This window comes from Nonomuraea sp. NPDC049649 (genome assembly GCF_040675175.1).
Classification (GTDB): domain Bacteria; phylum Actinomycetota; class Actinomycetes; order Streptosporangiales; family Streptosporangiaceae; genus Nonomuraea.
Genome location: NZ_JBFAOH010000023.1, coordinates 76665 through 101185, shown reverse-complemented (window position 1 = coordinate 101185; position 24521 = coordinate 76665). Strand labels below are relative to the sequence as shown.

Here is a 24521-nt window from a genome sequence, read left to right as displayed (position 1 = left end):
GACCAACATCGCCGCCGCCACCGATCACTACCGCAGCCACCCAGCCGACGGCCTTCAGCTACTCGGTCTCACCATCTGAGAACGCTTCGACCCTGCCGGTGTGGAGGACCGCGTTCCCCGCCAGCTCGCTCGCGATGAGCCGGGCCCCGTCCACGTCGTGATGCCCTGCCACCGTCAGTGCGTCGGCCACCCAGCGGCGAACCAGGCAGACCCAAGCTGGGCTTCCGGGGATCGTCAGGTCCATCAAGGCTCGCTCAGTCACTGGGCCACCTCCCATACCCGCTCGCAGGCGCTCTCGTCCTGCGCGTCCACCCACCGGTCACGGCCTCGCCCCCACGAGAACACCCACCTTTCGCCCCGCAGGGAGGCCCGTACGAGCAGTGGCCCCGACACCCGCTGGACCGCGACGCACGGCTCATCACGCCTCGGCAACTGCACCGAAACAGTCAGGCCGCGCCTCGCGAGACCCCACGCGAGTTGTGTCAGGTAGTGAAATTGCTTCTCTTCCCGGGTCGTTTTGGATCGTTCCAGCCCGTCTTGCCTTCGCTTTCGTCGCATCACTCGCTCCGCCTTCTCTCGGCCGTGCGGTGCTAGGGAATTCAGGACAAAGGGTTCATATGCTGTTTTAGGTACTGCACCCCTTGCTTCTTGGTACGCTCAAGCATGGCCGAGCAATCGCGTACGCGCAATTGCGTTCAAGCAAGTGACATAAATTGAATGCGTTTGCGCAACTTGCCGCAGATGGCGAAACTGGGTGCCAAGCACAAGGAGGGCCATGTCCACCAGCCCTACGGCGCGACGACGACGCTTGGGCCACGAGCTACGGCGCTTGAGAGAAGCGGCACAGCTACGCGCAGATGAGGTAGCAGCCCAGCTTCACTGGTCGGCGACCAAAATGTCCCGAATTGAGACAGGACAGGTCAGCGTCCACCACGGTGACGTCGCCGACCTCCTCGATATATACGGGGTCTCAGACGAGGATCTGCGTGCAGAGCTAAGCGATATGGCACGCCAATCACGACTGAAGGGCTGGTGGCACCGACACCGCGACACCTTCAAACGAGGCTTCGACTCGTATATTGGCCTAGAAAACGACGCCAGGGGGATCCGAACATATCAGAGCCAAGTTGTGCCCGGCCTTCTTCAAACAGAGGCTTACGCGCGCGCAGTAATCAACACTATCGCTGCGGGACAGACACCTGCAGATATATTGGAGAAGAAGATAGCAGTCCGCTTGAGCCGACAAGAGCTGCTCACTCGCACAGCCCCTATGACGCTGCATGCCATTCTTGATGAAGCAGTTCTGCGACGAAACGTGGGAGGATCAGAGACCATGGCTGAGCAACGAGATGCCCTTATATCCATGGGCAAGCTACCTAACATAACGTTGCAGGTTCTCCCCTTCTCGGCAGGTGCTCATGTGGCGCTTGACGGCGAGTTCAGCATCCTTGAGTTTCCTGACTCCAAAGACCCAGACGTGGTCTATCTTGAGCAGAGGACCAGCGGCCTGGTCCTGGAAGAGCCGAACGAGCTGGATTGCTACTCGATGATGTTCATCCAATTGAGCGCACAGGCACTCGATCCAGACCAGTCGGCTGCCTTTATAGCATCTCTCACCTGGTTGGAGGAAGCAGCGAGATGACTGACTTTTCAGAGCAACACATCGCATGGCGCAAGAGTAGTTACAGCACTGACGGTGGAAACTGTGTCGAAGTCGCCCCGCTAGCCAATGGCCGCATCGCAATGCGAGACAGCAAGGACCCGAGTGGCCCCATGCTCGTCTTCGACAGCGAGGCATTCAGCAAGTTCACGGCTGCTATCAAGGACGGCAGTCTCCTTCACTGACCTGCGAAGCAGAGGTTGAGTCGCCGCGCCAACCCAATGGCCAGCGGCTCAACCGGCAACGACTATGATTCCGGCAATTTCGCCCGGGATTGTTGCAGCACCTCTGCGATGGCCGCGAACTCGCTCAAAGCTGCCTCCAGGTCCTCCACGATCTCCTGCGCGATCACCTCAGGCGGAAGCAGGGAGTCGGCGTCCTCCAGGGCCGGGTCCTTCAGCCAACTGATGTCGAGGTTGATCTTGTCCCGTGCGATCAACTCGTCGTAGCTGAACGGACGGAACCGCTCGGTCTCCACTCGGGTCGAGCGCGGCTCGCCGGGCCGGTAGCAGTTGACGAAGTCGTCCAGGTGCTCACGGCGGAGGGGGTTCTGCTTGAGGGTAAAGTGCTGGCCGATACGGAAGTCGTACACCCAGAGTGTTTCCGTCCACGGCTGACCAGGGCGAGCTTCCTTCTTGTCGAAGAACAGCACGTTGGCCTTGACCCCGCCGGCGTAGAAGATGCCGGTTGGCAGCCGGAGCATCGTGTGAACGTCGAACTGCTTGAGCAGGCGACTCCGCACCGTCTCACCCGCCCCGCCCTCGAACAACACGTTGTCCGGTAGAACTACCGCGGCGCGGCCGGGGATGGCGAGCATCGATGCGATGTGCTGGACGAAGTTGAGCTGCTTGTTGGTAGTCGTGGTCCAGAAGTCCTGGCGGGTGTAGGAGATCGCCTCCCGGTCCGCCCGGCCGTTCTCACCGATCACTGTTATGGAGGACTTCTTGCCGAACGGCGGATTGGCCAACACCACGCTGTAGTGCCGTGCCGGCGCTTCCGCCAGGCCGTCTCGAACATCGATCAGCGAAGCGCCATTAGGTTTGCCAATCCCATGAACCAGCATGTTCATCGCCGCAAGCCGTGCAGTGCCGTCCACCAACTCCGTTCCGGCAATAGCGCCTGAACTGAGCCGGTCACGTTGTTCAGGCGTCAGCATGGAGCCGTAGCGCTCTACGATATAATCATGAGCAGCTAGGAGAAATCCACCAGTACCGCAGGCCGGGTCGGCGATCGAGTCATCTGGACCCGGCTGAACGCAATCCACCATCGCCGAAATCAAAGCACGCGGAGTGAAGTACTGGCCGGCCCCTGTTTTGATGTCTTCGGCCCCTTTGGCAAGCAACTCCTCATAGGCATCGCCCTTGACATCAGCCCCTTGACTCGACCAATTCTCCTTGTCGATCAGGTCAACAATGAGCTTTTTCAGCTTGGCTGGATCTTGGATTCTATTCTGCGCTTTACGGAAGATAACGCCCAATGTGCCAGGCTGACGCCCAAGGCTATACAAGGTGTGGCGGTACGTGTCCTCAAGAGCATTGGCCTCGGCATCCACGAGCTGCTGCCACCGCGCCGCGAGGCCAGCAAGCGATGCGTCCGGATTGAATTTGCGATTCACGCGCTCATGAGCCATCTTCAGGAACAGTAGGTATGTCAATTGCTCGACATAGTCAATGGTGGAGACGCCATCATCGCGGAGGACGTCACAGTAGTTCCACAGCTTAGCGACCAGCCGTTTGGTCTCTGCGGTGCTCACAACAGGGTCTCCTGAGTAGGCGGGTTCGTGATTGGAAGCGGGATCGGCATAGCGTCAAGCTCGGGTGTATGTGTTTTAGATCTTGTGCGGATGGTTGGACGCTTCCGAGTGGCCCGAAGGCTAGTGTTTTGCCTTATTCTCTTCAGCAGTTCTGAAGCGTGCTCGTCCGAGGGGTCTTGCGGAACAAGTCTACCTTCAAATGCCTGAGCCAGGAGCGACTTTCGCATCAAACACGCACGACGCTTCCCCTGCGCTAGTTCATTGTCTACTTTAGCAGTGAAACTTCTTAGCTGATCCAAGCTGGCAAGAATATCAACTATTTCATCTCGGGGCGGTAGAGGAATTGGGACAGAGGAAAGCGCTTGGGCACTCAGATTATACTGACCAGCGGAAGATGCGGACTTTTCCTGGAGATACGAGCGCCATAGCGGACTCGACACAACTGTCAAAACCCACTCAGGAAGAATATCCTTCGAGACGAGCCGGAATCTAATCAGGTAAGAAGCGAAAGCATACTCAAGTGAATCCCGAACGATCGCTGCACGCCCTATGAGATTCGGACTTCCGTTGGTGCGAATAAAAAGAATATCACCCGGTGAAACATAGAAACCACTAAGATCGACTGTTTCATCAACGGCTTTTTTTATATCGCGGAGGTCGACCTCGCCATTGCGGATATTCGGTATACGAAGGACCGGATCCCCTGCAGCGCCGTGATCACATTTTGTAGAAGTGCCATAGCTGCTTGCATAGCTGAGGGAGTCCAGGCTGAGCATCCTCCACCCAGTAGGAAGAATATAGCCGGGGATAGTCGAAGCTTGCGCTGGCCTCCTGTCTCGCGACGAGAGCTCCGACCTTTTGGTGCGCAGATTCTCTACCCACACATCTAGGCTTTCTGACCCTCGTTGAGAGAGCTCCCCGCAAACTCCCAGATGAGTTGCACTTTGCACAAGTGATGATGTACGCAAGGCCAGGCGATCAAGTACTGCTGCACCAGCATCGAGGCGAGAAAGGCAGCTTTCGAGCACCTCAACTATGCGTCGCTGCTCCCCCAAAGGAGCCATAGGAACCGGAATTTTCCGGAGCTGTTCTTGCGGAAGATGCTTGATCGTACTACCAGTAGTGAAGCGCGCTAGCTGGCCACTGGAGCTGAGATGCTCTAGCAGATACCGCAGATAGATCGAATCAATACCACCATAGGGGCGCACTCGATGGAGCGCTTTCTGAAAGGCCATATACCCTGACGGAGAACGCCACACGGCACAGCGACCGACTTCGCCCCCCTCGCATATCAAGAGATCATCTTGGCGAAGCTCATAGATGTCTCGCTGATCCGGATGAATGTCCATTGTCAGGACGTCATCGAGATCGATCTGCCCCCATTGAACGTTGACGTTGCGAAGATACGGAACTGCATGCTCACCGGTGTATTCCTTCCGGTCGAGCATCTTTCCAAGCATAGTTTCTGCGATCTCGCCCAAAGTAGTTAGGGCCCATCCGTAAGGCAGATCGGTCATGCGGTGAGGTCTCGATTCAGGTCGGTGAGGATGGTTTCCGCGTTGTCGTCGCCGAAAGCACGGAGGAAGCCGTCGGTGCCGCCGCGCTCGGTGAACGGTACTTCGTCCAAGTCATTGTGGTCGAAGGTGGCGCTCGTCGCGACCACATCGCGAATTCGCTCCAGCCACCACACTTGACCGCCGGTGAACCGTACGCCGGCCTGTTCCTGCCGGGCGAGCCACGCCGCGAAACGTTCTTCGATCACGCTGCGATGCGGCCGTGGCTCCCCATCGACCAGGCGCAGCTCGTACCGGATGAGCTGGATCAGGTCGGCGGCGCCGTACCGTACGCCCGGCCTGGCCGCCGTCTTGCCGAGGATTTCGTACGCCTCCCACAGCCGATCAGGCGTCCACTGGTACGGCGGCCGGGCCAGCCGCGAGGAGAGCTCCTTGAGCTGCCGGTACACCTCACGCCCGCTCTGCCCACTGCGATAGGCGATCTCCAGCGCTGTCAGCTCGTCCTTGTGCTCCTGGACATAGGCGGCCCACGAGGTCACCACCCGCTCAGCGATCTTGCTCCGCTCCACTCCCCCGGCTTCGAGGAGAGCGTCCGGGTTGACCTCGTCATACACCACATCGTGCGCCCGCCGGATGTCCAGCAGCCGCTGCCGGAACTCGGGGTCGGCGAGCGGTTCGGCGGCCTTCTCGATGAGCCGGTGTTCCCAGCCCGGCCCGGAACGCCGGGCCTCCTCGATCGCGTCGGGGTCGTTGCACCTGGACAAGCTCCGCACGACCTCGGTCAGCGGCCGGCCACCGAGTTGCTCCAGCTCAGCGCGCTCCTCCGGAGTGATCTGCTTGTCGAGGCGGGAGATCCGAGAGGCGAGCGTGGACGCCTCGTCCAGGGACAGGCCCAGCGTGCCCGCCTTCTTCAGCAGCTTGGCGAGGCTGATCTGCTTCTCGGTCTGCTTCTCCAGCGGTGAGGCGTCCACCCGCTCGGAGTCCGTGACCCCCACGGCGTCGACCAGGATGAACCGGTCCTTGGCCGCGACGTCAGGCGTTACCGACCGCAGCTCGTCGGGGTCGATGCTGCGGGCCCCGCGGCCTTTCATCTGCTCGAACATGGCCCAGCTCTTCACCTCGTTGAGGAAGAAGACGCATTCCAGGGGCTTGATGTCGGTCCCTGTGGCGATCATGTTGACGGTGACGGCGATGCGCAGCTCGGGGCTGTTGCGGAAGGCGGCGATCAGCTTGTCGGAGTTCTTCACCGTGTAGGTGATCTTCTGGCAGAACTCGTTGCTCTCGTTGAAGACCTCGCGGACGGTGGCGACGATCTCCTCGGCGTGGTTCTCGTCCACGGCGAAGATGAGCGTCTTGGGCACGTACCTGCGCTCGGGCTGACCGGGTTGGCGGGCGAAGATCTCGGTGAACAGCCGGTCCCGGAACGTCTCCAGGACGAGCTTGAGCTGGCCTTTGCTGACGACTTTCCGGCCGAGTTGGCGGCTCGTGTACGCGTACTCGTCGTCAAGTTCCTCGTACCGCTGCTCGCGCGTCTTGCGGTCGAGTTTGGGCACCACGATGCCCGATGGGATGGTCGCGCCGTTCTCGCCGATCTCGGTGCGGATCCGGTACACGTTGAAGTCGACGTTCACCCCGTCAGCGACAGCCTCGGTGTAGGTGTACTCGCTGACCAAGTTCTGGTGGAAGAAGCCGAAGGTCTGGGCGACCGGTGTCGCGGTGAGGCCGACGACGAACGCGTCGAAGTACTCCAGCACGGCCCGCCAGAGTCCGTAGATCGAGCGGTGGCACTCGTCCACGATGATCAGGTCGAACGTCTCCGGAGGCACGTCCGGGTTGTACTCGACGCCGACCACCTCATCGACGTCGTACGAGTCGAACTCCTCGTACTCGGCGTCCGGCGACGGCACGTCCCTGCCCTTGAGCATCGCGTACAGGCGTTGAACCGTGGAGATCACGACCTTGGAGGACCCGAGCATGTCGGCGCCCGCCAGCCGCTGCACGTTGAACAGCTCGCTGAACTTCCGGCCGTCGTCGGGAGTGACGTAGTTGGTGAACTCGGTAAGGGCCTGCTTGCCCAGGTTGTTCCGGTCCACCAGGAACAGAATCCGGAACGCTCCCGCGTGCTTGAGCAGCCGGTAGGAGGAGGTAACGGCGGTGTAGGTCTTCCCGGCTCCCGTCGCCATCTGGATCAGGGAACGCGGCTCGTTCCGTTGCAGCGACTGCTCAAGCCCTTTGACTGCTCGCTCCTGTGCCGGCCGGAGTCCTTTGGTCAGCAGTTCGGGCAGGCCGCTGTGCAGCTTGGCGCGGAGTGTCGGAGTCTCCGGGTCCTCGTCCGCCGCGCGCATCCAGCGGGCAAGCGTCTCCGGCCGGTGGAAGGAGAAGACCTCACGGGAGCGGGGGTTGGGGTCGAGGGTGTTGGTGAAGTGCGTCTCGGTCGCGGTCGTCTCGTAGCGGAACGGGAGCGGGATGCGCCAGGCCTGCAACTGCTGGGACGCGGTCAATCCTCCGGCGTAGCGAGCCGACTGCCCCTCGACCGCCCTGAGCGCCGTGCCCTCGCGCTTGGCTTCGACCACGCCGACCAGCTTGCGGTCCACGTAGAGGAGGTAGTCGGCGGGACCACGTGCGGTGTGGGCTTCACGAACCGCCACGCCGTCACCCGCGTACAGGTTCTCCTGGCCGGCGTCCTGGACGAGCCACCCTGCGGACACGAGCATCCGGTCGACTTCTTCGCGGACCTCTCGTTCCGTGCGAGGTTGCCGGGCGACTCGTACGGCCCGTGCGATGAGGTTGTCCCGCTCGGCCGGCGTCGGCTTTTTGATCTTTTTGAGGTTCTGGTCGAACGCGCTCTGCATGTCGGCCACGCGCTCGTACATCTGCTCCAGAAGCAGGCTGAGTCGGTCACGATCCGCAGTCGCCTGCTCAAGAGCTCGCTGGGCTTCGGCGCGTGCGCGTGCCTCTGCCTCCAGCAGCGTCGCCTTTTCGTCCCGGATAACCAGGACCTCAGCCAGGCGCTCACGGTGAGCTTCAAGTTCCTCGCGGAGCTGGTCGAGCTGTGCCTGATCCGCCGCATTCATCGCCTCGGCTGCCACCGGCTCGACTGGTGGAACAAATGCGAACGTTCGCTCGTCATCCGGACAAAGCGCCCGATGAAACCAGACCCCTAGTTCGAAGCAGAGTTTCACACACTTAAGGGCAACTCGGACATCCCCGTAATGAGTGTGAACGGCACGGTTTCCGGAATCGCGGATCTTGTGGAACGCCTGGCTGATCGACGGGACCAGAACTCCGGCCCTGGTCAAGGCGATGATGCGGGCATTCTGGTTGTTCTGCCCAACTGCCGTGTTGGTGAGCCTGACCAGCAGCTTGGCGAGGATCTCGGCGAAGCGCCTGGCCTTATACATCGCCGCGTCAGGGTCAGTGTAGACGTGCGACTCAGCGGAGGTGCCGTCCAGGACCAGCATGGGCTCATGAGGAAGCAGAAACCCGAAGTTGGACGAGCGTTCCGACAACTCCTCGATGTGCGTGCTCGTCATTGAACGCCCCACCTGTTCATCGTGACCGTGATCAACAGAGCCTTGCAGGCTACCTCACATACCGATCAGGCCGCTATCGAAATAGCGCATTCTGACCGTGCGGCAAGCCTCAGCTCTTATGACGCACGCAACCGACGAAAAGATGGGAGCTACTTGTCACGTGGCCCATCGCCCGCGACTCACACGAACTCCGGTGCCGGTCAGCACCGGAGTTCTACACCTTTCCTACTGAACGCGGGCGGGTCAGGAGGGTGCGTAGATCCGGTGGACGAACTCCGCGAGCTTGTTGTCGGGGAGTTCCTTGGCCAGGTCGGCCTCGGTGACCATGCCCACGATCCGCTTGTTGTCGATCACGGGCAGCCGCTTGATCTGGTGTTGCTCCATTTTCTCCAGGGCGTCTTCGACGCTGCTGGTGGCGTCTACCCACACCAGGCCCTGGGCGAGCTGGCCTGCTGTGGTGTTGTCGAGGTCCTTGCCCTCGGCACAGCACTTGATCACGATGTCACGGTCGGTGATGATGCCCTTGAGCCGGTCGTCTTCGCCGCAGATCGGCAGCGCGCCGACCGACAGGTCACGCATCATCTGCGAGGCCTTGCGCAGGCTGTCGTTCTCGCCGACGCACTCCGCCCCTTGGTGCATCACGTCCTGAACCGTCTTGCCGATTCCCGGTGCGCTCATCGCTGCCTCCCCGAGAAGGTCGCTGGTGCTTCCATCAGACGCCCTACCCCCAGGCAGCGGATCATGCCACGTTTGGGCACGTCATCGGGGGCAGAGGAACGTCGTGACTGTCACGCTCGCGCTGGCGGGGGACACGATGCTCGGTCGTGGCGTCGCGGACCTCCTCGCCAAATCCACCGATCCTGACACGTACATCTCCTACGGCGTCCGCGAGTACCTGGATGAGGCCGACGCCGTCCTGCTCAACCTGGAGTGCTGCGTCTCCGACCGCGGCAGTCTGTGGTTCGCGCCGGGCAAGGTCTTCCATTTCCGCGCGCCGCCGCAGGCCGTCGACCTGCTGGCGGAGCTGGGCGTCAGTTGTGTCACGCTGGCCAACAACCACGCGCTGGACTACGGGTACGACGCGCTGCTCGACACTCGTACGCATCTCGAACGCCTGGAGATCCGTGCGGCGGGTGCGGGCGCGACGCTGGCCGAGGCGCGCGAGCCGGTCGTGCTCACCGTGGGAGGGCTGCGCATCGCCGTGATCTCCGTGACCGACCACCCGGAGGACTACGCGGCCACCCCCGACGAGCCCGGTGTCGCCTACGCCGACCTGACCACCGGCGTCCCCGGCTGGCTGACGGACATGGTGGCGAGAATGCGTACGGAGACGGACGCGGTGCTGGTCAGCCCGCACTGGGGGCCCAACATGACGGCCGCGCCGCAACCGTACATCCGCGTCGCGGCGACGATCCTGGCCGACGCCGGGGCGACGCTGATCGCCGGTCATTCCGCGCACGTCGCACACGGGGTGGCGCCGCCGGTGCTGTACGACATGGGTGACTTTCTCGACGATTACGCGGTGGACACGGTGCTGCGCAACGACCTGTCGCTGCTGTTCCTGGTGACGATCGACGAGCTCGGGCCGCTGCGGTTGCGTGCTGTGCCGCTCAAACTGGGCTACTGCCGGACGGTTTTGGCCGAGGGTGAGGACCGGGCCTGGCTCGGGAGGCGGTTCATCAGCGCGTGCCAGGCGCTCGGCACGCCGGCCGCCTGGGAGGACGACCTGCTCGTCGTGGACCTGCGGGGCAAGCACGGAGGGTGACGCCGGTTCAGGTGTCGGCGGCCGGGGTGTGTTCGCCGATGAGGGGGACGAACCAGGCGGGTGTCAGGCGACGTAGCTCCACCAACTCGCCCCGCCGTTTGGTGTAGAGCGTGACGATGTCGGATGTCTCCCTCACAACCGGTATGACGAGCCGCCCGCCCTCGGCCAGTTGGGAGGCCAGCGGCGCGGGCACCTCCGGGGCGGCGGCCGACACGATGACGGCGTCGAAGGGCGCGTGCTCGGGCAGCCCGGCGGTGCCGTCGCCGACCAGCACCTCGGCGTTGGTCACGCCGGCCGCGGCAAGGTTGGCGCGGGCGTGCTCGGCCAGGTCGGCATGGCGCTCCACCGAATAGACCCGGGCGGCCATGTGGGCCAGCAGCGCGGTCTGATAGCCGTACCCGGTGCCGATCTCCAGGACCTTCTCCGTCCCCGTGAGCCGCAACGCGTCGATCATCTCGGCGACCAGCGACGGCTGCGAGGTCGGCTGCCCGTGACCAATCGGGATCGGCTCGTCGAACTGGGCGCGCCAGGCCACGTCGGGCGGCACGAACAGCTCCCGTGGCGTGGCGGCAAGAGCGTCCAGCAGCCGGGGATCGGTCATCCCCTTCTGCCGAACGACCTCTTCCAGCGTGCGCATCATCTCGCGGCCCTCGCCCATCGGCTACCCCCGGCCGCCAGCCGCTAACAGCTACCAGTCGCACTTCTGGGGCTCGCCACCTGGCACCTGACATGAGTGCGCCTTAAGCTGTTACACGCAGGATTCCCGCACTAACAGCTTGATGACGGTGGAGATGGACTTGTCTCGATAGGAGGTCCACGGTGCTGATCCGTTTTCGTGTCGCCAACCATCGCTCCCTCCGCGATGAGTACGAGCTGTCCTTGATCGCTACGGAGTTCGATGAAGGAGCGGCCCGCGAGACCGGTCTGAAGCACCGAGGACGTGCCGTTTCACTTCATCCGGTGCTTGGAGTGTTCGGAGCCAACGCGTCGGGCAAGTCGAACCTGCTCGATGCCTTCCAGCTCATGCGTGATGCGGTGCGGGGATCTTTCGCCGACTGGGCAAAGACACCCGGAGCAGTTCCCCGCCAGCCCTTCAAGCTCGACCACACGTCTCGCCGGGAGACGACCCTGTTCGAAGTAGATCTTGTCTTGGGCCCGGAGCCTGTCCGGTACACCTATGGTTTCGAGCTGTCGGACGAGCGGGTGGAGGCCGAGTGGCTGCACGCATACCCACACGGCCGCCGCAACGTCTGGTTCGATCGGGAGGCGGGGCGTCCGCAGGCGGAGGGCGGAGAGTTCATCTTCCGGGGCGAGGGGTTCAAAGGGAAGCGGGAGGCGCTGGTCGAACTGACCCGCCCCAACGCCTTGTTCCTCTCCGTCGGCGCGACTCTCAATGATCCCCAATTGACAGAGATATATCGCTGGTTCCTCGTAAACCTGCGGCTGATGACACCGGGAAGAGACATCCGCTCCCGGGCGAGCCAGACACGACACCTCCTAGCTCATCCAGGTGGCGTAGATTCCTACCACCACCGCATCGTGCAGTTGCTGCAATCAGCTGACCTGGGTGTCACCCGCCTCGACACTGATCCCGAGACCGGGGAAATCAGGTTGTGGCACCGTACAGCAGACGGTGGAGAGACGCCGCTGGACTTCAGCACGGAAGAGTCTCTAGGCACCCACGCCTGGTTCGCGTTCCTGGGCCCCATGCTGACGGTGCTGGATCAGGGCGCGGTCCTGCTCGTGGACGAACTGGATTCGAGCCTGCATCCCACGCTGGCCGCTGAGGTCGTACGCGTCTTCCAGGACCCCTCGTCCAATCCGAGGGGCGCCCAGCTGATTTTCACCACGCACGATGCGACGTTGCTGGGCAGTGAGGTTCTGGACCGTCCCCTCAACCGAGATCAGGTGTGGATCACGGTGAAGCAGCAGTCCGGAGAAACTGAGCTGTATCCCCTCACAGCGGCCAAACCACGTAAGGAGGAGAACCTCGAACGCGGCTATCTGCGGGGACGTTACGGTGGGGTGCCCCGGGTGACCGCCGGGGAGATCGTCCGCGAAGTGTCCTGGCAAGAGGCGAAGGCGTGAGTAGACGGGACAAGAGAGAGCAGGATCGGGGACGGCGGAAAGGCGCGGAGACCTCGAAGACGAACGTCCCTTGGTCCGCAGGCCCAGCCCTCGCTCCCGTGAAGTACAGGTGCTGTACGTGGCCTGTGAAGGTGAATCCACGGAACCGGACTATCTGCAGTATCTGAACGAGCAGTTCGGTAACGGCGACGGTCAGGACAGGCAGCCTTTTCGCATCCAGCCGGTCTACCGCCGGAACGGACTGACGCCTTCTGAGGTGGTCGAAGAGGCAAGTAAAGCTGCCGGCGAGGACGAGGCATGGGCTCTCTTCGACCGGGACGAGTGGGATGACATCGCTCGGGCGGTCAGGAACGCAGCCGAGTCGGGGGTCGAGCTGGCGTTCTCGCATCCATCATTCGACCTGTGGCTGCTGCTGCATTTCCAGACGTTCGGAGGAGCACAGAGCGGCAGCAGCAAGCTCGTGATCGAGAAGCTGCGGCATGCCAAGGGTGCCGACGCGTTCAAGGACTACGACAAGAGGGGCGACAAGAGCGTCAAGGGGCCTCGGCGTGATGCCTTGAGAGGCCGGGAGGGGAACGCGGTGGCGCACGCCAGACGTTTGGTCGCTTCCTGCCCGCACGGATTCTGCAAACCGGGCCGGGCTACGTTGGCGCCCGGCCGCGAGAACACCATGCCCCCGTCTCACGCAGAGTGGGCGGCTCGCTCCGGGCATGCCTCTGACTGCCCGGTTCTCCACCGTGATCCCTCCACCGACATGTGGCGTCTCATCGTCAGGCTGGGCATCGTGAAGCCCTGACTCACGCCCTGGGCTGGCGGGATCACTCCCACTCGGGGGTGCCCGGGGCTTGCTGGTGATGTCGAGCACCACTCGATTGACGTCCGGGACCCCGTTGGTGATCCAGGTGGAGATGCGCCACAGCACGTCGTGCGGCACCCGAGACCAGTCGGCCGTCATCGCGTCACATCGGACGTCACCAGCCGCAGCACGATGCAGTCCTCGCCGACCCCCGCGGCTATCCCGTCCACAAGCCTCTGACAGCCCTTACGGTCGAAGCCGTGGCCACCTGGATAGCAGTGAGTTACGCCGCACTTGTCGTGCTCCTGGGGACCGTCGGCTGGTTCACGTCGAAACGCGGCGTGCCCGACGGTTTCATCATGGCGCAGGCCGTGGTGACGCTTCCCCTGAGTTACGTCGTCTCCCGAACCCGCCTGAGCGGGTGGCGCTGGATGATCGCCATGGACGCGGCCGGTTTCGTGCAGGCGGCCGTGTTGTGGGGGGTCCTCGAAAACGTCAGGGCATAGGCCGACACCGGGCAGGTACGGCGTATCGGTGCGCGTACGCAGGCCATTCGTGCATCAGGTCGCTGAGGTCCGGAGGCTTCGTCGCCACCGTGAAGCAGTCGGCGCCGTGCAGGCCCCAGAGTTCTGCCTCGATCCAGCAGAGCTGGCGGTATTTGCGCGGCGCCATCGCCTGGGCCCCGAAGTCCCAGCCCACCGCCGAGACGGGATGCCCGCCGAACTGGGCCCGCGCGCGCTCCTTGTGCTCAGCGTCGGCGATGGTGTCGGGATGGAGGAAGGACAGGTCGAACCCGTTGTCGCCGAGGCCGAACACCGCCAGGCCGTAGAGGAAGACGCATTCGACGGAGTGCTGCCGGCAGAACCTGGCGATGCGCTGCGCCCCCACCCCGGTCCCGGCGTAGGAGAGCACGTAGACCCGCTCAAGCTCGTATTTCGCCAGGTAGACCTTGAGGGATTCGACGATGGTCGCTCCCGACGCCACGGTGTCGCCGATCAGGAGCGTGCGCGCGGGCGCCTCCAGTTGTGAGTACGTGACGGACACCTTCGCTGAGTGGCCCGCGACGACGATGCGAGAGGTCGCGATCAGGTTCGTGGGGATATCGGATCCGGTCTCCTGGGACACCGCACTCGAAAGCTGGTACACCAGGCCTTTGCTCAGGACGAGAAGCTCGGCCGTGTCGGAGGCTTCGTATTCGTCGGCGAGGTGACGGACGAAGCACATGCTCGCGGCGAGGCAGGCGTCGCGGAACTCTTTTCCCAGGAGATTCCGGTTGAAGAGCAGCCGTTCCAAGGCCCGGTTCTTGACGACGTGAATCGTGACCCCGCCGACCTCGTGTAAGTCGATCTCGCTGCCCTCCACCCGGAGGTTCATTCGGCCTCCGCATACGTGTCGGCCTGGAGCCGGCGCAGCGCCTCCAGCATCGGGGCGTCGCCGGGAAGCACATTCCGTACGTACTCCTGAATGGCGCTGTCGAGCCAGGGCGGCACTTCCCCCTGTGGTTCTTTCCGGGGAGCCAGCCGGGTCAGGGCTTCACCTGCGGCGACGAAATCCTCCACCACGGCTGACGCCAGCGCGTAGACGTGCGGATGGACGTAGTCGATGACCCGGACGCCGCGGTAATGAATGCTGTCGCACTCGACGTCTCGCCTTCCCGGGCCGCGCTTCCACGGCCGAATATGCGCGAGATACGGTCACGTGCCGCGTGCCAGGCGTCTGTCGTCATGGCTTCCACCAGCCCCGCACCCAGGGCGGCGGCTAATGCGGACAGTGCGGCGCCATCCATGACGGTCCCCTACACGGCGGAAGACTCAGCCTGACCCCAGTGAACCACTTTCAGGGGTTGAAGGGGAGATGCGCTTATTCAAGCGAATTAGACAGGTGGGTTACTCCCACTCGATGGTGCCCGGGGGCTTGCTGGTGATGTCGAGAACGACTCGGTTGACGTCCGGGACCTCGTTGGTGATGCGGGTGGAGATGCGCGACAGGACGTCATACGGCACGCGCGACCAGTCGGCCGTCATCGCGTCCTCGGACGTCACCGGCCGCAGCACGATCGGGTGTCCGTACGTACGGCCGTCGCCCTGCACCCCCACCGAGCGGACGTCGGCGAGGAGGACCACCGGGCACTGCCAGATGTCGCGGTCGAGGCCCGCGCGCGACAGCTCCTCGCGGGCGATGGCGTCGGCCTCGCGGAGCAGGTCGAGGCGGTCGCGGGTGACTTCGCCGACGATGCGGATGCCGAGGCCGGGGCCGGGGAAGGGCTGGCGCCAGACCATGGCGGGGGGCAGGCCGAGCTCTTCGCCGGCGCGGCGGACCTCGTCCTTGAAGAGGGTGCGCAGCGGCTCGACCAGGGTGAACTGGAGGTCGTCGGGGAGACCGCCGACGTTGTGGTGGGACTTGATGTTGGCGGTGCCGGTGCCGCCGCCGGACTCGACCACGTCGGGGTAGAGGGTGCCCTGGACGAGGAAGTCGACGGGGCCGTCGGCCATGATGGCGCGCTGCTCGTCCTCGAAGACGCGGATGAACTCGCGGCCGATGATCTTGCGCTTCTCCTCGGGGTCGGTGACGCCTTCGAGGGCCTTGAGGAAGCGGTCGGCGGCGTCGACCACGCGCAGCCGCACTCCGGTGGCGGCGACGAAGTCGCGTTCGACCTGCTCGGCCTCGCCCTTGCGGAGCAGGCCGTGGTCGACGAAGACGCAGGTGAGCCGGTCGCCGATGGCGCGCTGGACGATGGCGGCGGCCACCGCGGAGTCGACGCCGCCGGACAGGGCGCAGATGGCGCGGCCGTCGCCGACCTGGCGGCGGACCGCCTCGATGGACTCCTCGACGATGTTGAGCATGGTCCAGGTGGGGCGGCAGCCGGCCGCCTCCAGGAAGTGCTTGAGCACCTGCTGGCCGTGCTCGGTGTGGAGGACCTCGGGGTGGAACTGGACGCCGTAGAGGCCGCGGCCGGGGTGCTCAAAGGCGGCGACCGGGGTCTCGCGGGTGGTGGCGGTGACCGTGAAGCCCTCGGGGGCGGCAGTGACGCTGTCGCCGTGGGACATCCAGACCCGCTGCTTGGCCGGGAGGCCCGCGAAGATCACGCCTTCGTCGAGGACCTCCAGGGCGGTGCCGCCGTACTCGGCGGCGCCCGTGCGGGCCACCTCACCGCCCAGCGCCCGGGCCATCGCCTGGAAGCCGTAGCAGATGCCGAACGTGGGCACCCCGGTCTCGAAGAGGCCCTGGGGCACGGCGGGGGCGTTGTCGGCGTAGACGGACGAGGGGCCGCCGGACAGGATGATCGCCTTGGGGTTCCTCGCCATCATCTCCTCGACCGGCATGGTCGACGGGACGACCTCGGAGTAGACGTGGCACTCACGCACCCGCCTGGCGATGAGCTGCGCGTACTGCGCGCCGAAGTCGACCACCAGGACCGTGTCGAACTCAGACACCGGAAGGACCCCCCAAAGGCGAATGCGGTGGGCTCAGTCTATCGACAGCAGACCCAGTGGCGGTGCGCCGAGGTCGAGCAGAGCCTTGTGGAACCGCTGAACGGTGAAGCCCGCGCCCCACTCCTGCCTGGCCCGCTCGCGCAGGTCCATGATGGCCAGTTTGCCCCAGGTGTAGCGGCCGTACGTGGGATCGAAGGTGGCACGCGTGGCCTCGGCCATCGCGGCAGGGCCGGCCAGGTGGGTGTGGGAGGCGAAGCGGGCGGCCGCGTCCGCGACGGTCATCGCGCCGGTGTGGACGCTGATCGCGCAGGCCAGCCGGGTGACGCGGATGAGCGCCTCGACCCAGACGCCGATCTCGAAGCGCGGGTCGCCGGCCTCGAAGCCCTCCTCGACACAGAGCTCCTCGGCGTAGTGCGCCCAGCCCTCGATGAACGCCAGCGAGTGGAGCAGCCGCCGCACGTCGGACGGCGCCCGGCGCAGGGCCAGGCCGTGGGAGAAGTGACCGGGCGCGACCTCGTGGACGTTGATGGCAGGCAGCGTGGTGTCGCTGAAGACCTCCAGCCACTCCTCGGCGTCCTGCCGCGGCCAGGACGGGTCGGGCGGGGTGACGTGGTACCAGGACGGGCCCTCGGGCTCGCCGGGGGCGTTCCACGACATCATCGCCATGGCCCAGCGGCGCGACTCCGGGGCGATGCCGACCAGGCAGGTGCCGTCGTGGTAGGGCACCAGGTCCTTCTCGCGGGTGAACGCGATGGCCTTCTCGGTGCCGATCCGGGCCGCCTCGATCACGCCGTCGGCGTCGGGGTGCTGCTTGACCAGTTCGCGGACCACGTCGAGGGGCGGCCTGCCGCCGTGGCCGAGCCGGTCGCAGGCGTCGGCGAGGCGGGCGGTGAGGCGGTCGCGCTCGGCGTCGGCGCGCTCCGACAGCCTGCCCAGGTCGGCCTCCAGCCCTTCCGCGGTGCCCATGAGCCGGGCCAGGGCGCCGGCGCCGAGCGAGGCGTCGGGGTCGCCGTGCTCGGCGGCGTGTTCGAGGTGGGCGACCAGGCGGGCGTGCGCCTCCAGGGCGGCCTGGTCGGTGACGCCGGCGGACAGGCCCCTGACCGCGCCGAGCAGGGACTTCGCCACGGGGGCGCTGACCTGGTCGAGCGAGGCGATCGCGTGCCGTACCGCCTCCGGCCAGCGGGCGAGGTGGGCGGCCTTGGCGGCGGCGCGGTCCTCCTCGGGGGCGTAGTCGCGGTCGTAGCAGGCGAGCTCCAGGTTGGAGAGGTGGAGCAGCGGGTTCTTGCGGTGCAGCTCCAGCTCGCCGAGCTGGAAGCGGAGCGCTTCCTCGAAGATCTGCAGGTGGCGGGCGTCGTGGGGGTCGGCCGGCAGGTCGCCGTGGCCGAGCCGGGCCAGGCCGGCGCGGACGCCCTCGGGAGACAGGTCCTGGACGGCGCCGTCGTACTCGTGCCGGCCGCCTGACTCGCGCGCTTCCGGGACCATCAGGTCGGTGATGGCCCGCAATCTGGGCTGGAGTTCCGTCATGGCGAAGACGCTAACGCCCTTGAGAGGGTGGTGGGATGAGTTGGAGACTGCGGGCTCTCGAATCGCTGCACGCCGGGCCGCCCACGCCGCTGATCGAGTTCCCCGTCCGGGAGCCGGGGGTGCGGCTGCTGCTCAAGGACGAGTCCGCGCAGCCCACCGGGAGCCTGCGGCACCGGCACGCGAGGGCGCTGTTTCTCCAGGCTGTACGAGACGAGCTGATCGGCGAGGGGACGACCGTGGTGGAGGCCACGGGGGGGCAACGCGGCCGTGGCGCAGGCCTGGTATGCGAGACGGCTCGGTCTGCCGTACATCGTGATCATGCCGGGGAGGCGTGCGGAGGAGCGGGCGCGGCCGGTGGAGGAGCGAGCACGGGCGCGGGCCGCGGGTGGCGGTGGCCGATCCGGAGAACTCGGCCTACTTCCCCGGCTGGACGCTCGACGCGCCCGACTACGCGACCGGGATGCCGTCGCGGATCGAGGGCATCGGGCGGCCCCGGATGGAGCCGGGGTTCCGGCCCGACCTCGTCGACCTGGTCATCCCGGTGCCCGACGCGGCGAGCGTGGCGGCGGCCCGGCACATCCGGAGGGTGACCGGGCTGGACGTGGCGGCGTACGGGGGGCGGCTGCTCAGCGCAGCGGGTGGCTGACCCAGACGTTCGGCTCGACGTAGACGGCGTAGTCGTGGTCGGGCTCGACGTGGACGGGGGTGAGCCCGCCCGGCACCTCCACCGGGCCCGGCCGGTCGAACGGGAGGCCGGTCCACGCGCGCCACTCGGCGAGGGTGCCGGAGATCGTCATCGAACGCGGCGCCACCTTGACGATCTCCGCTCCGGCCCGTACGTGGACGCGCAGCCACGGGTCGTGCGGCAGGCCGTCGGCGCGGGTGCGGAAGGCGTACTCCGTCATGGGGGTGTGCGGCTCGCGGTGCTTGAGGTTGGGGCGGACCGGGGCCACCAGCTCGCCGAAGCCGAGGCGGGCGGCGTTGTCGCGCATGGCGGCGACCATGAGCGGGGAGACGCCCTTGCCCAGCAGGTCGCTGCGGACGGTGATCTCCAGGGCGGAGATCCGGTCGGGGTGCTCGCCGCGCTCACGGGTCAGCCAGCCGCGCCGGATGACGCCGTCCCAGCCGTCGTCGGGGAGTTCGCCGTCCTTGAGGGTGAACGGCATCGTGCAGCCCCGCGCCGCCAGCCGGCCCGGTTCGGCGTCGTCGTCGGCGACCAGGACGTACTCGGGGTAGGTGGTGGCGGCGACCGCGTAGAAGAGGTCGGCGATGGGATCCTTCATCATGAATTCGGGCCAGGCGCTGGCCATGTCGAGGAGGGTCGGGATGAATTCCGGACGCTCGGCGAGCGTGGTGATCCGCAAGGCCATGCCCGGATATTTTCACATATCGGAGGGCCGCTGGACCGGCTGATGCTCGCTCTTGAAGATCAACGTGGTCTGCAGAGTCACGATCTCCGGCCGTACCAGGAACTTCTCCAGGCAGAGCCGGTGCAGGTGCTCGGCGTCGGCCACCGCCACGTGCACCAGGAAGTCCTCGGCCCCGGCCACGTGGAAGAGCGTGATCGTCTCGGGCAGCGACAGCACGAACTGCCGCAGCGGGTCCACGAGCTGGCTGGTGTGCGGCCGTACCCGGAGCGCGAGCAGCGCCTGCAGCGGCCGGCCCAGCGCCGCTATGTCGACCGAGGCGCGGAAGCCGGTGATGACCCCGCGCCGGCGCAGCGCCCGCACCCGTTCGAGTGCGGTGGAGGGCGCCACCCCGAGCCGCTCCGCCAGCTCCTTGTTGGGCAGCCGGGCGTCCCGCTGCAACTCGGCCAGGATGGCCAGATCGATCGAATCCAGTTCGGCGTTATGCATGAGAATCGCTCTCTGATTCGGTGAGCCTAGCCATAAGCCGACGATATACGCACTATTTCGAGATATGTGGAACGTTGAGGAGTTCACCGAGTCGGCCGGCATCACGGTCGAGGAGCTGTCCGCCTACGTGGCGGAGAGCCTGCGGGGCGAGGTCCCCGTACTCAGGCGCACCCCGCCGCGCGAGCTCGCGGACCGGCTGGGCCTGCGTGACCTGATCGTCAAGGGCGGCATGACGCCGGAGTCGTACCGCGTCTTCCTGCGCGGTTTCCTCGCCGAGGGCACCCGGCTGCACCACCCCGCGTTCCTGGCCCACCAGACGGCCACGCCCGACTTCCCCGCCGCGCTGGCCGACTTCGTGCACGGCGTGATCAACAACCCGATGAACATCTACGAGATGGGCGCCTCGGCGGCCACCGTCGAGTTCGAGGTCCTGCGCTGGATGCTGGAGAAGGTGGGCTTCCCGGCGGGCGGCGGCGTGCTGACGCACGGCGGCTCGCTGGCGAACCTGACCGCGTTGCTGGCGGCGCGGGCGCGGGCGGTGCCGGAGGCGTGGGACGAGGGCGTGCCGGGCGACCTGGTCATCCTGGCGTCACCGTCGGCCCACTACTCGATCTCCCGGGCCGCCTCGATCCTCGGGCTCGGGCAGCGCGCCGTGGTGCCGCTGGAGACGGACGAGCTGGGCCGCATCGACCCGTCACGCCTCCCGGACATCTCCGGCAGACGGGTGATGGCGCTGGTCGCGGCGGCCTGCGCCACCGGCACCGGCCTCTACGACGACCTGCGGGCGATCGGCGAATGGTGCCGCGAGCACGGCGTCTGGTTCCACGTGGACGGCGCGCACGGCGCCTCCGCCCTGCTGTCGGACCGGCACGCCCACCTGCTCGACGGCCTCGGCCTGGCCGACTCGGTGATCTGGGACGCGCACAAGATGCTGCGCACCTCGGCCCTGGCGGCGGCGGTGCTGGTGCGCCGGGAAGGCGACCTGGACGCGGCGTTCAAGCAGGAGGCCAGCTACCTGTTCTACGGCGACCAGGGCTTCGACCAGATCGTCCGTACGGTCGAGTGCACCAAGGCCGAGCTGGGCCTGAAGGTGTTCCTGAACCTGGCCTGGCGGGGCGAGCGCGGCCTCGGCGAGTACGTCGCCTCCCGCTACGACACCGCGCACCGCTTCTGGGAGCTGGCCCGCGAACGCCCCGGCTTCACCCTCCCGTACGAGCCGGAGAGCAACATCGTCTGCTTCCGCTACGGCGACGGCGACCAGGCGGCGATCCGCGAGCGCCTGATGAGCGATGGCACCTTCTACCTCACCTCGACCGAACTGGCCGGGGTCCGCCACCTGCGCATCACGGTGATGGCCCCGGCCACCGACGACGCCACGCTGACAGCGCTCCTGGACGAGATCGAGGCGCTCAGCGGCTGACCAGCCGGAGCGCGGCCGGGGCCGTGGCCGGGACCGCCGGGGAGCGCGGGGCGACCGGCGCGACGGGCCGGTAGGGGGAGCCGAGCGGCGGGCGGGGGTCGGGCTCGCCCTCGTTCGGCCAGAGCGCCAGCGCCCGCTCGGCCAGCGCCGTGATGGTCAGCGACGGGTTCACGCCCAGGTTGGCGGCGACCGCGGAACCGTCCACGACGTGCAGGCCCTCGTACCCGTAGAGCCGGTGGTACGGGTCGATCACGCCTTCCTCCGGCGAGGCGCCGATCGCGCAGCCGCCGAGGAAGTGCGCGGTCGCCGGGATGTCGAACAGGTCCAGCCACGACCCGCGCGGCTCGCCGCCGATCACCTCGGCCCCGATCCGCGCCGCCTCGTGCCCGGCCGGGATCCAGGTGGGGTTCGGCTCGCCGTGCCCGCGGGCCGACCGCAGGCCGAACCTGCTCCCCCGTACCGTGATCGAGTTGTCCTTCGCCTGCATGACCAGCGCGATGAGCGACCGCTCCGACCAGCCGCGCAGGTCGAGCAGGCGGAGCGCGCGCAGCGGCCGGCGGGCCACCTCGCGGGCGAACGCCTTCCACCGGTTCTGCCCGCCGTCGATCAGCAGCGTGCGCAGCAGACCCATCGCGTTGGAGCCGTCGCCGTAGCGGACCGGCTCGATGTGCGTCTCGGCGTCCGGGTGGAAGGAGGAGGTGATCGCCACCCCGGCGTTGAGCTTCTCGCCGCCGCGCCGCTCGAAGCCGAGCAGGGCTTCGGAGTTGGTACGAGTCAGCATGCCCAGCCGGGCCGACACCCGGGGCAGCGTCCCGCGGTCGCGCAGCCGGTGCAGCAGCCGCTGGGTCCCCCAGGCGCCGGCCGCGAAGACGACCTGCCGGGCGGTGAAGATCCGCCGCTGCCGGGCCGAGCCGGTCCGCCGGGCGAGCACCTCGTACCCGCCGGACGGCAGCGGCCGGACCGAGGTGACCGTGCACTCGGCGTAGACCCGGGCGCCCGCCCGCTCGGCCAGGTAGAGGTAGTTCTCGGTGAGCATGTTCTTGGCGCCGTGGCGGCAGCCGGTCATGCACTCGCCGCACTGGACGCAGCCGCGCCGCTCCGGCCCGGCGCCGCCGAAGTACGGGTCGGCGCCGTCGGGGCCGAAGTAGACGCCGACGGGGGCCGGGCGGAAGGTGCCGCCCACGCCCATCCGCTCGGCGATCTTCCGCATCACCTCGTCGGCCGGGGTGTGGGCGGGGTTGAGCGTCACCCCGAGCATCCGCTTGGCCTGGTCGTAGTAGGGGGCCAGCTCGGCCTTCCAGTCGGTGATCGAGGCCCACTGCGGGTCGCGGTAGAACGGGTCGAGCGGCTCGTAGAGCGTGTTGGCGTACACCAGAGACCCGCCGCCCACCCCCGCCCCGGCGAGCACCATCACGCCGGCGCCCTTCTCGCCGCGGAGCAGGTGGATGCGCTGGATGCCCTTGAGCCCCAGCCACGGTGCCCACAGGAAGTCGCGCAGCCGCCACGACGTGGCGGGCAGCGTGTCCCGGCCGAAGCGCCGGCCCGCCTCCAGCACCGCCACCCGGTAGCCCTTCTCGGCCAGCCGGAGCGCCGACACGCTGCCGCCGAACCCGGACCCGATGACGACGACGTCGAACCCGCTCACGTCACCCGCAGCCACTTCATCACCTTCACCGTCGTCGCCAGCACGTCCGCCCACGTCTCCTGCGCCAGGTCGAACGGCGGCTCCATGCGCAGCCAGGACGCCTGGGACGCCACGGTCTGCGACTCGGTGTAGCGCAGCAGGCCCTCCGTGCCGTGCCTGCGGCCCAGCCCGGACGCCTTCATGCCGCCCATCGGGGCGTCGTAGGAGGCGTACGCGGCGGCGTACCCCTCGTTGATGTTGACCGTACCGGCCTTGATCCGGGCGGCGAGCGCGCGCCCGCGCGCGACGTCGGAGGTCCAGATGGAGGCGTTCAGCCCGTAGGCGGTGTCGTTGGCCAGCTCCACCGCCTCGTCGTCGGTCCCGAACGGGTAGAGCGCCACCACCGGGCCGAACGTCTCCTCGCGGCAGAGCTCCATCTCCTCGGTGACGCCGGTGAGCACGGTCGGCTCGTAGAACAGCGGCCCGAGATCCGGCCTGGCCTTGCCTCCCGCGAGCACGGTGGCGCCGCGGGCCACGGCGTCGCCGACGTGCCGGGTGACGGTCTCCAGCTGGCTCCGGTGGGTGAGCGACCCCATCTGCACCGACCAGTCGCGGCCCGGGCCCAGCTTCATGTTGCGCACCTGCCGGACGAAGCGCTCGGCGAACGCCTCGAACAGCGACGTGTGCACGTACAGCCGCTCGATCGACACGCAGAGCTGCCCGGCGTTGGCGAAGCAGGCCCGGATCGCGCCCTGCACGGCCAGGTCCAGGTCGGCGTCGTCGAGCACCAGCATCGGGTTCTTGCCGCCCAGCTCCAGCGAGCAGCCGATGAGCCGCTTGGCCGCCTCCTCGGCGATCTTCCTGCCGGTGCGGGTGGAGCCGGTGAAGGCCACGTAGTCGGCGCCGTCGAGCAACGCCTCCCCGATCTCCTCGGGCTCGCCCGGCACCACCTGCCACAGGTCGCGCGGCATCCCGAGCTCGGTGAGCAGGTTCACGGCCCACCGGGTGGAGAGCGTGGTCTGCGTGTCGGGCTTGTGCACCACCGCGTTCCCGGCCAGCAGCGCGGGCACCGCGTCGGTGACGCCCAGCGCCAGCGGGTAGTTCCACGGCGAGATGAGCGCGACCACGCCCTTGGGCCGGCGCAGCTCGCTCACCCGGGTCGCGATCGGGAACACGCCCCTGCGCCCCTGCGGCGCGAGCAGGCCAGGCGCCCGGCGGGCGTAGTAGAGCACGCAGCCCGCCACATGCAGCACCTCCTCGAAGGCGTGCGAACGGGCCTTCCCGGTCTCGTCCTGGAGCAGGTCCAGGATCTCCTCGCGCCGGTCGAGGATCGCGTCGTGCATCCGCAGGAAGGGCTCGGCCCGCTCCCTCACGGGCCGCGCCGCCCACTCCTCCTGCGCCGCCCGCGCCTTCCGGTACGCCTCACGCACGTCATCCGCGCCGGCCAGGGACAGCTCGGCCAGGGGTTCACCGGTGAACGGGGCGATGATCTGCTGGATCCTGCCGGTGCTCACGTACATGCCAGAAGGATATTCCGGAGCGCTACCGGCCGGT

General features: G+C 66.7%; 24 protein-coding genes and 2 pseudogenes. 10 read left to right on the top strand and 16 right to left on the bottom strand.

What is annotated here, in order from left to right:
* Positions 1 to 58: 58 nt before the first annotated feature.
* Together AB0J42_RS25890 and AB0J42_RS25885 are read right to left on the bottom strand one after the other, a co-directional pair.
* Complete coding sequence (locus AB0J42_RS25890) at positions 59 to 262, bottom strand: hypothetical protein (protein WP_364298688.1); 204 nt, start codon at positions 260 to 262, stop codon at positions 59 to 61.
* Positions 259 to 438: a hypothetical protein gene (locus AB0J42_RS25885; RefSeq protein ID WP_364298686.1), complete on the bottom strand. Its 180-nt coding sequence runs from the start codon at positions 436 to 438 to the stop codon at positions 259 to 261. Before AB0J42_RS25885 ends, AB0J42_RS25890 begins: the two co-directional genes overlap by 4 nt.
* Before the next feature lie 337 nt (positions 439 to 775).
* On the opposite strand from AB0J42_RS25885, the gene AB0J42_RS25880 reads away from it, so the two are divergent.
* Together AB0J42_RS25880 and AB0J42_RS25875 are read left to right on the top strand one after the other, a co-directional pair.
* Complete coding sequence (locus AB0J42_RS25880) at positions 776 to 1642, top strand: helix-turn-helix transcriptional regulator (protein WP_364298684.1); 867 nt, start codon at positions 776 to 778, stop codon at positions 1640 to 1642.
* On the top strand, positions 1639 to 1845 hold the full coding sequence (locus tag AB0J42_RS25875) for a DUF397 domain-containing protein (RefSeq protein WP_364298682.1): 207 nt from the start codon (positions 1639 to 1641) through the stop codon (positions 1843 to 1845). The genes AB0J42_RS25880 and AB0J42_RS25875 overlap by 4 nt, the downstream gene beginning before the upstream one ends.
* Before the next feature lie 62 nt (positions 1846 to 1907).
* On the opposite strand, the gene AB0J42_RS25870 is transcribed toward AB0J42_RS25875, so the two are convergent.
* The 3 genes from AB0J42_RS25870 to AB0J42_RS25860 are packed head-to-tail and all read right to left on the bottom strand — an operon-like array spanning position 1908 to position 7575.
* Complete coding sequence (locus AB0J42_RS25870) at positions 1908 to 3413, bottom strand: class I SAM-dependent DNA methyltransferase (RefSeq protein ID WP_364298680.1); 1506 nt, start codon at positions 3411 to 3413, stop codon at positions 1908 to 1910.
* Complete coding sequence (locus AB0J42_RS25865; RefSeq protein WP_364298678.1) at positions 3410 to 4930, bottom strand: restriction endonuclease subunit S; 1521 nt, start codon at positions 4928 to 4930, stop codon at positions 3410 to 3412. Before AB0J42_RS25865 ends, AB0J42_RS25870 begins: the two co-directional genes overlap by 4 nt.
* Positions 4927 to 7575 carry a DEAD/DEAH box helicase family protein gene (locus AB0J42_RS25860; RefSeq protein WP_364298676.1) on the bottom strand — a complete coding sequence of 883 codons (2649 nt, stop codon included), beginning with the start codon at positions 7573 to 7575 and terminating at the stop codon, positions 4927 to 4929. Before AB0J42_RS25860 ends, AB0J42_RS25865 begins: the two co-directional genes overlap by 4 nt.
* Here AB0J42_RS25860 and AB0J42_RS25855 point away from each other — a divergent pair.
* Complete coding sequence (locus AB0J42_RS25855; RefSeq protein WP_364298674.1) at positions 7555 to 8091, top strand: hypothetical protein; 537 nt, start codon at positions 7555 to 7557, stop codon at positions 8089 to 8091. The two genes, AB0J42_RS25860 and AB0J42_RS25855, sit on opposite strands and share 21 nt — an antisense overlap.
* Before the next feature lie 612 nt (positions 8092 to 8703).
* Here the strand turns inward: AB0J42_RS25855 and AB0J42_RS25850 are convergent.
* The gene (locus AB0J42_RS25850; RefSeq protein ID WP_364298672.1) at positions 8704 to 9138 is read right to left on the bottom strand and encodes a CBS domain-containing protein; all 435 of its coding nucleotides are present in this window, start codon (positions 9136 to 9138) and stop codon (positions 8704 to 8706) included.
* A gap of 103 nt (positions 9139 to 9241) precedes the next feature.
* On the opposite strand from AB0J42_RS25850, the gene AB0J42_RS25845 reads away from it, so the two are divergent.
* Positions 9242 to 10225: a CapA family protein gene (locus AB0J42_RS25845; RefSeq protein WP_364298670.1), complete on the top strand. Its 984-nt coding sequence runs from the start codon at positions 9242 to 9244 to the stop codon at positions 10223 to 10225.
* A 7-nt stretch (positions 10226 to 10232) separates the two neighbouring features.
* Here AB0J42_RS25845 and AB0J42_RS25840 read toward each other — a convergent pair whose 3' ends face one another.
* Entirely contained in the window at positions 10233 to 10883 is a 651-nt protein-coding gene (locus tag AB0J42_RS25840) for a protein-L-isoaspartate(D-aspartate) O-methyltransferase (RefSeq protein WP_364298668.1), read from the bottom strand.
* Between the two features lie 161 nt (positions 10884 to 11044).
* Between AB0J42_RS25840 and AB0J42_RS25835 the strand changes: the two genes are divergently transcribed.
* Both AB0J42_RS25835 and AB0J42_RS25830 read left to right on the top strand, forming a co-directional pair.
* Positions 11045 to 12313, top strand: coding sequence for an ATP-binding protein (locus AB0J42_RS25835; protein ID WP_364298666.1), 1269 nt, complete (start codon positions 11045 to 11047; stop codon positions 12311 to 12313).
* A 109-nt stretch (positions 12314 to 12422) separates the two neighbouring features.
* On the top strand, positions 12423 to 13109 hold the full coding sequence (locus AB0J42_RS25830; RefSeq protein ID WP_364298664.1) for an RloB family protein: 687 nt from the start codon (positions 12423 to 12425) through the stop codon (positions 13107 to 13109).
* A 99-nt stretch (positions 13110 to 13208) separates the two neighbouring features.
* Here AB0J42_RS25830 and AB0J42_RS25825 read toward each other — a convergent pair.
* A pseudogene (locus tag AB0J42_RS25825) lies at positions 13209 to 13268 on the bottom strand (hypothetical protein); the annotation flags it as partial.
* A gap of 101 nt (positions 13269 to 13369) precedes the next feature.
* On the opposite strand from AB0J42_RS25825, the gene AB0J42_RS25820 reads away from it, so the two are divergent.
* Entirely contained in the window at positions 13370 to 13615 is a 246-nt protein-coding gene (locus tag AB0J42_RS25820) for a hypothetical protein (protein WP_364298662.1), read from the top strand.
* Here AB0J42_RS25820 and AB0J42_RS25815 read toward each other — a convergent pair.
* The 4 genes from AB0J42_RS25815 to AB0J42_RS25800 all read right to left on the bottom strand — a co-directional run bounded on the left by AB0J42_RS25815 (position 13605) and on the right by AB0J42_RS25800 (position 18067).
* On the bottom strand, positions 13605 to 14402 hold the full coding sequence (locus AB0J42_RS25815; protein ID WP_364298660.1) for a hypothetical protein: 798 nt from the start codon (positions 14400 to 14402) through the stop codon (positions 13605 to 13607). The genes AB0J42_RS25820 and AB0J42_RS25815 overlap by 11 nt on opposite strands.
* A gap of 77 nt (positions 14403 to 14479) precedes the next feature.
* Positions 14480 to 14671: a hypothetical protein gene (locus AB0J42_RS25810; protein WP_364298658.1), complete on the bottom strand. Its 192-nt coding sequence runs from the start codon at positions 14669 to 14671 to the stop codon at positions 14480 to 14482.
* A 324-nt stretch (positions 14672 to 14995) separates the two neighbouring features.
* Complete coding sequence (guaA, locus tag AB0J42_RS25805; RefSeq protein ID WP_364298656.1) at positions 14996 to 16543, bottom strand: glutamine-hydrolyzing GMP synthase; 1548 nt, start codon at positions 16541 to 16543, stop codon at positions 14996 to 14998.
* Positions 16544 to 16576: 33 nt separating this feature from the next.
* A complete protein-coding gene (locus AB0J42_RS25800) occupies positions 16577 to 18067 on the bottom strand; it encodes a DUF885 family protein (protein ID WP_364298654.1) in 1491 nt (496 codons plus the stop codon).
* A 35-nt stretch (positions 18068 to 18102) separates the two neighbouring features.
* Between AB0J42_RS25800 and AB0J42_RS25795 the strand changes: the two are divergent.
* Both AB0J42_RS25795 and AB0J42_RS25790 read left to right on the top strand, forming a co-directional pair.
* Positions 18103 to 18300, top strand: a pseudogene (locus AB0J42_RS25795) (pyridoxal-5'-phosphate-dependent protein subunit beta); the annotation flags it as partial.
* 98 nt (positions 18301 to 18398) lie between these two features.
* On the top strand, positions 18399 to 18713 hold the full coding sequence (locus tag AB0J42_RS25790; protein WP_364298698.1) for a hypothetical protein: 315 nt from the start codon (positions 18399 to 18401) through the stop codon (positions 18711 to 18713).
* Here AB0J42_RS25790 and AB0J42_RS25785 read toward each other — a convergent pair.
* Both AB0J42_RS25785 and AB0J42_RS25780 read right to left on the bottom strand, forming a co-directional pair.
* Positions 18694 to 19437: an N-acetyltransferase gene (locus AB0J42_RS25785; RefSeq protein ID WP_364298652.1), complete on the bottom strand. Its 744-nt coding sequence runs from the start codon at positions 19435 to 19437 to the stop codon at positions 18694 to 18696. The two genes, AB0J42_RS25790 and AB0J42_RS25785, sit on opposite strands and share 20 nt — an antisense overlap.
* Before the next feature lie 12 nt (positions 19438 to 19449).
* Entirely contained in the window at positions 19450 to 19923 is a 474-nt protein-coding gene (locus tag AB0J42_RS25780; protein ID WP_364298650.1) for an Lrp/AsnC family transcriptional regulator, read from the bottom strand.
* Positions 19924 to 19987: 64 nt separating this feature from the next.
* Between AB0J42_RS25780 and AB0J42_RS25775 the strand changes: the two genes are divergently transcribed.
* Positions 19988 to 21343 carry an aminotransferase class V-fold PLP-dependent enzyme gene (locus AB0J42_RS25775; RefSeq protein ID WP_364298648.1) on the top strand — a complete coding sequence of 452 codons (1356 nt, stop codon included), beginning with the start codon at positions 19988 to 19990 and terminating at the stop codon, positions 21341 to 21343.
* Here AB0J42_RS25775 and AB0J42_RS25770 read toward each other — a convergent pair.
* Together AB0J42_RS25770 and AB0J42_RS25765 are read right to left on the bottom strand one after the other, a co-directional pair.
* On the bottom strand, positions 21333 to 23003 hold the full coding sequence (locus AB0J42_RS25770) for a GMC family oxidoreductase (protein ID WP_364298646.1): 1671 nt from the start codon (positions 23001 to 23003) through the stop codon (positions 21333 to 21335). The two genes, AB0J42_RS25775 and AB0J42_RS25770, sit on opposite strands and share 11 nt — an antisense overlap.
* Positions 22985 to 24487, bottom strand: coding sequence for a succinic semialdehyde dehydrogenase (locus AB0J42_RS25765; RefSeq protein WP_364298644.1), 1503 nt, complete (start codon positions 24485 to 24487; stop codon positions 22985 to 22987). Before AB0J42_RS25765 ends, AB0J42_RS25770 begins: the two co-directional genes overlap by 19 nt.
* Positions 24488 to 24521 lie beyond the last annotated feature (34 nt).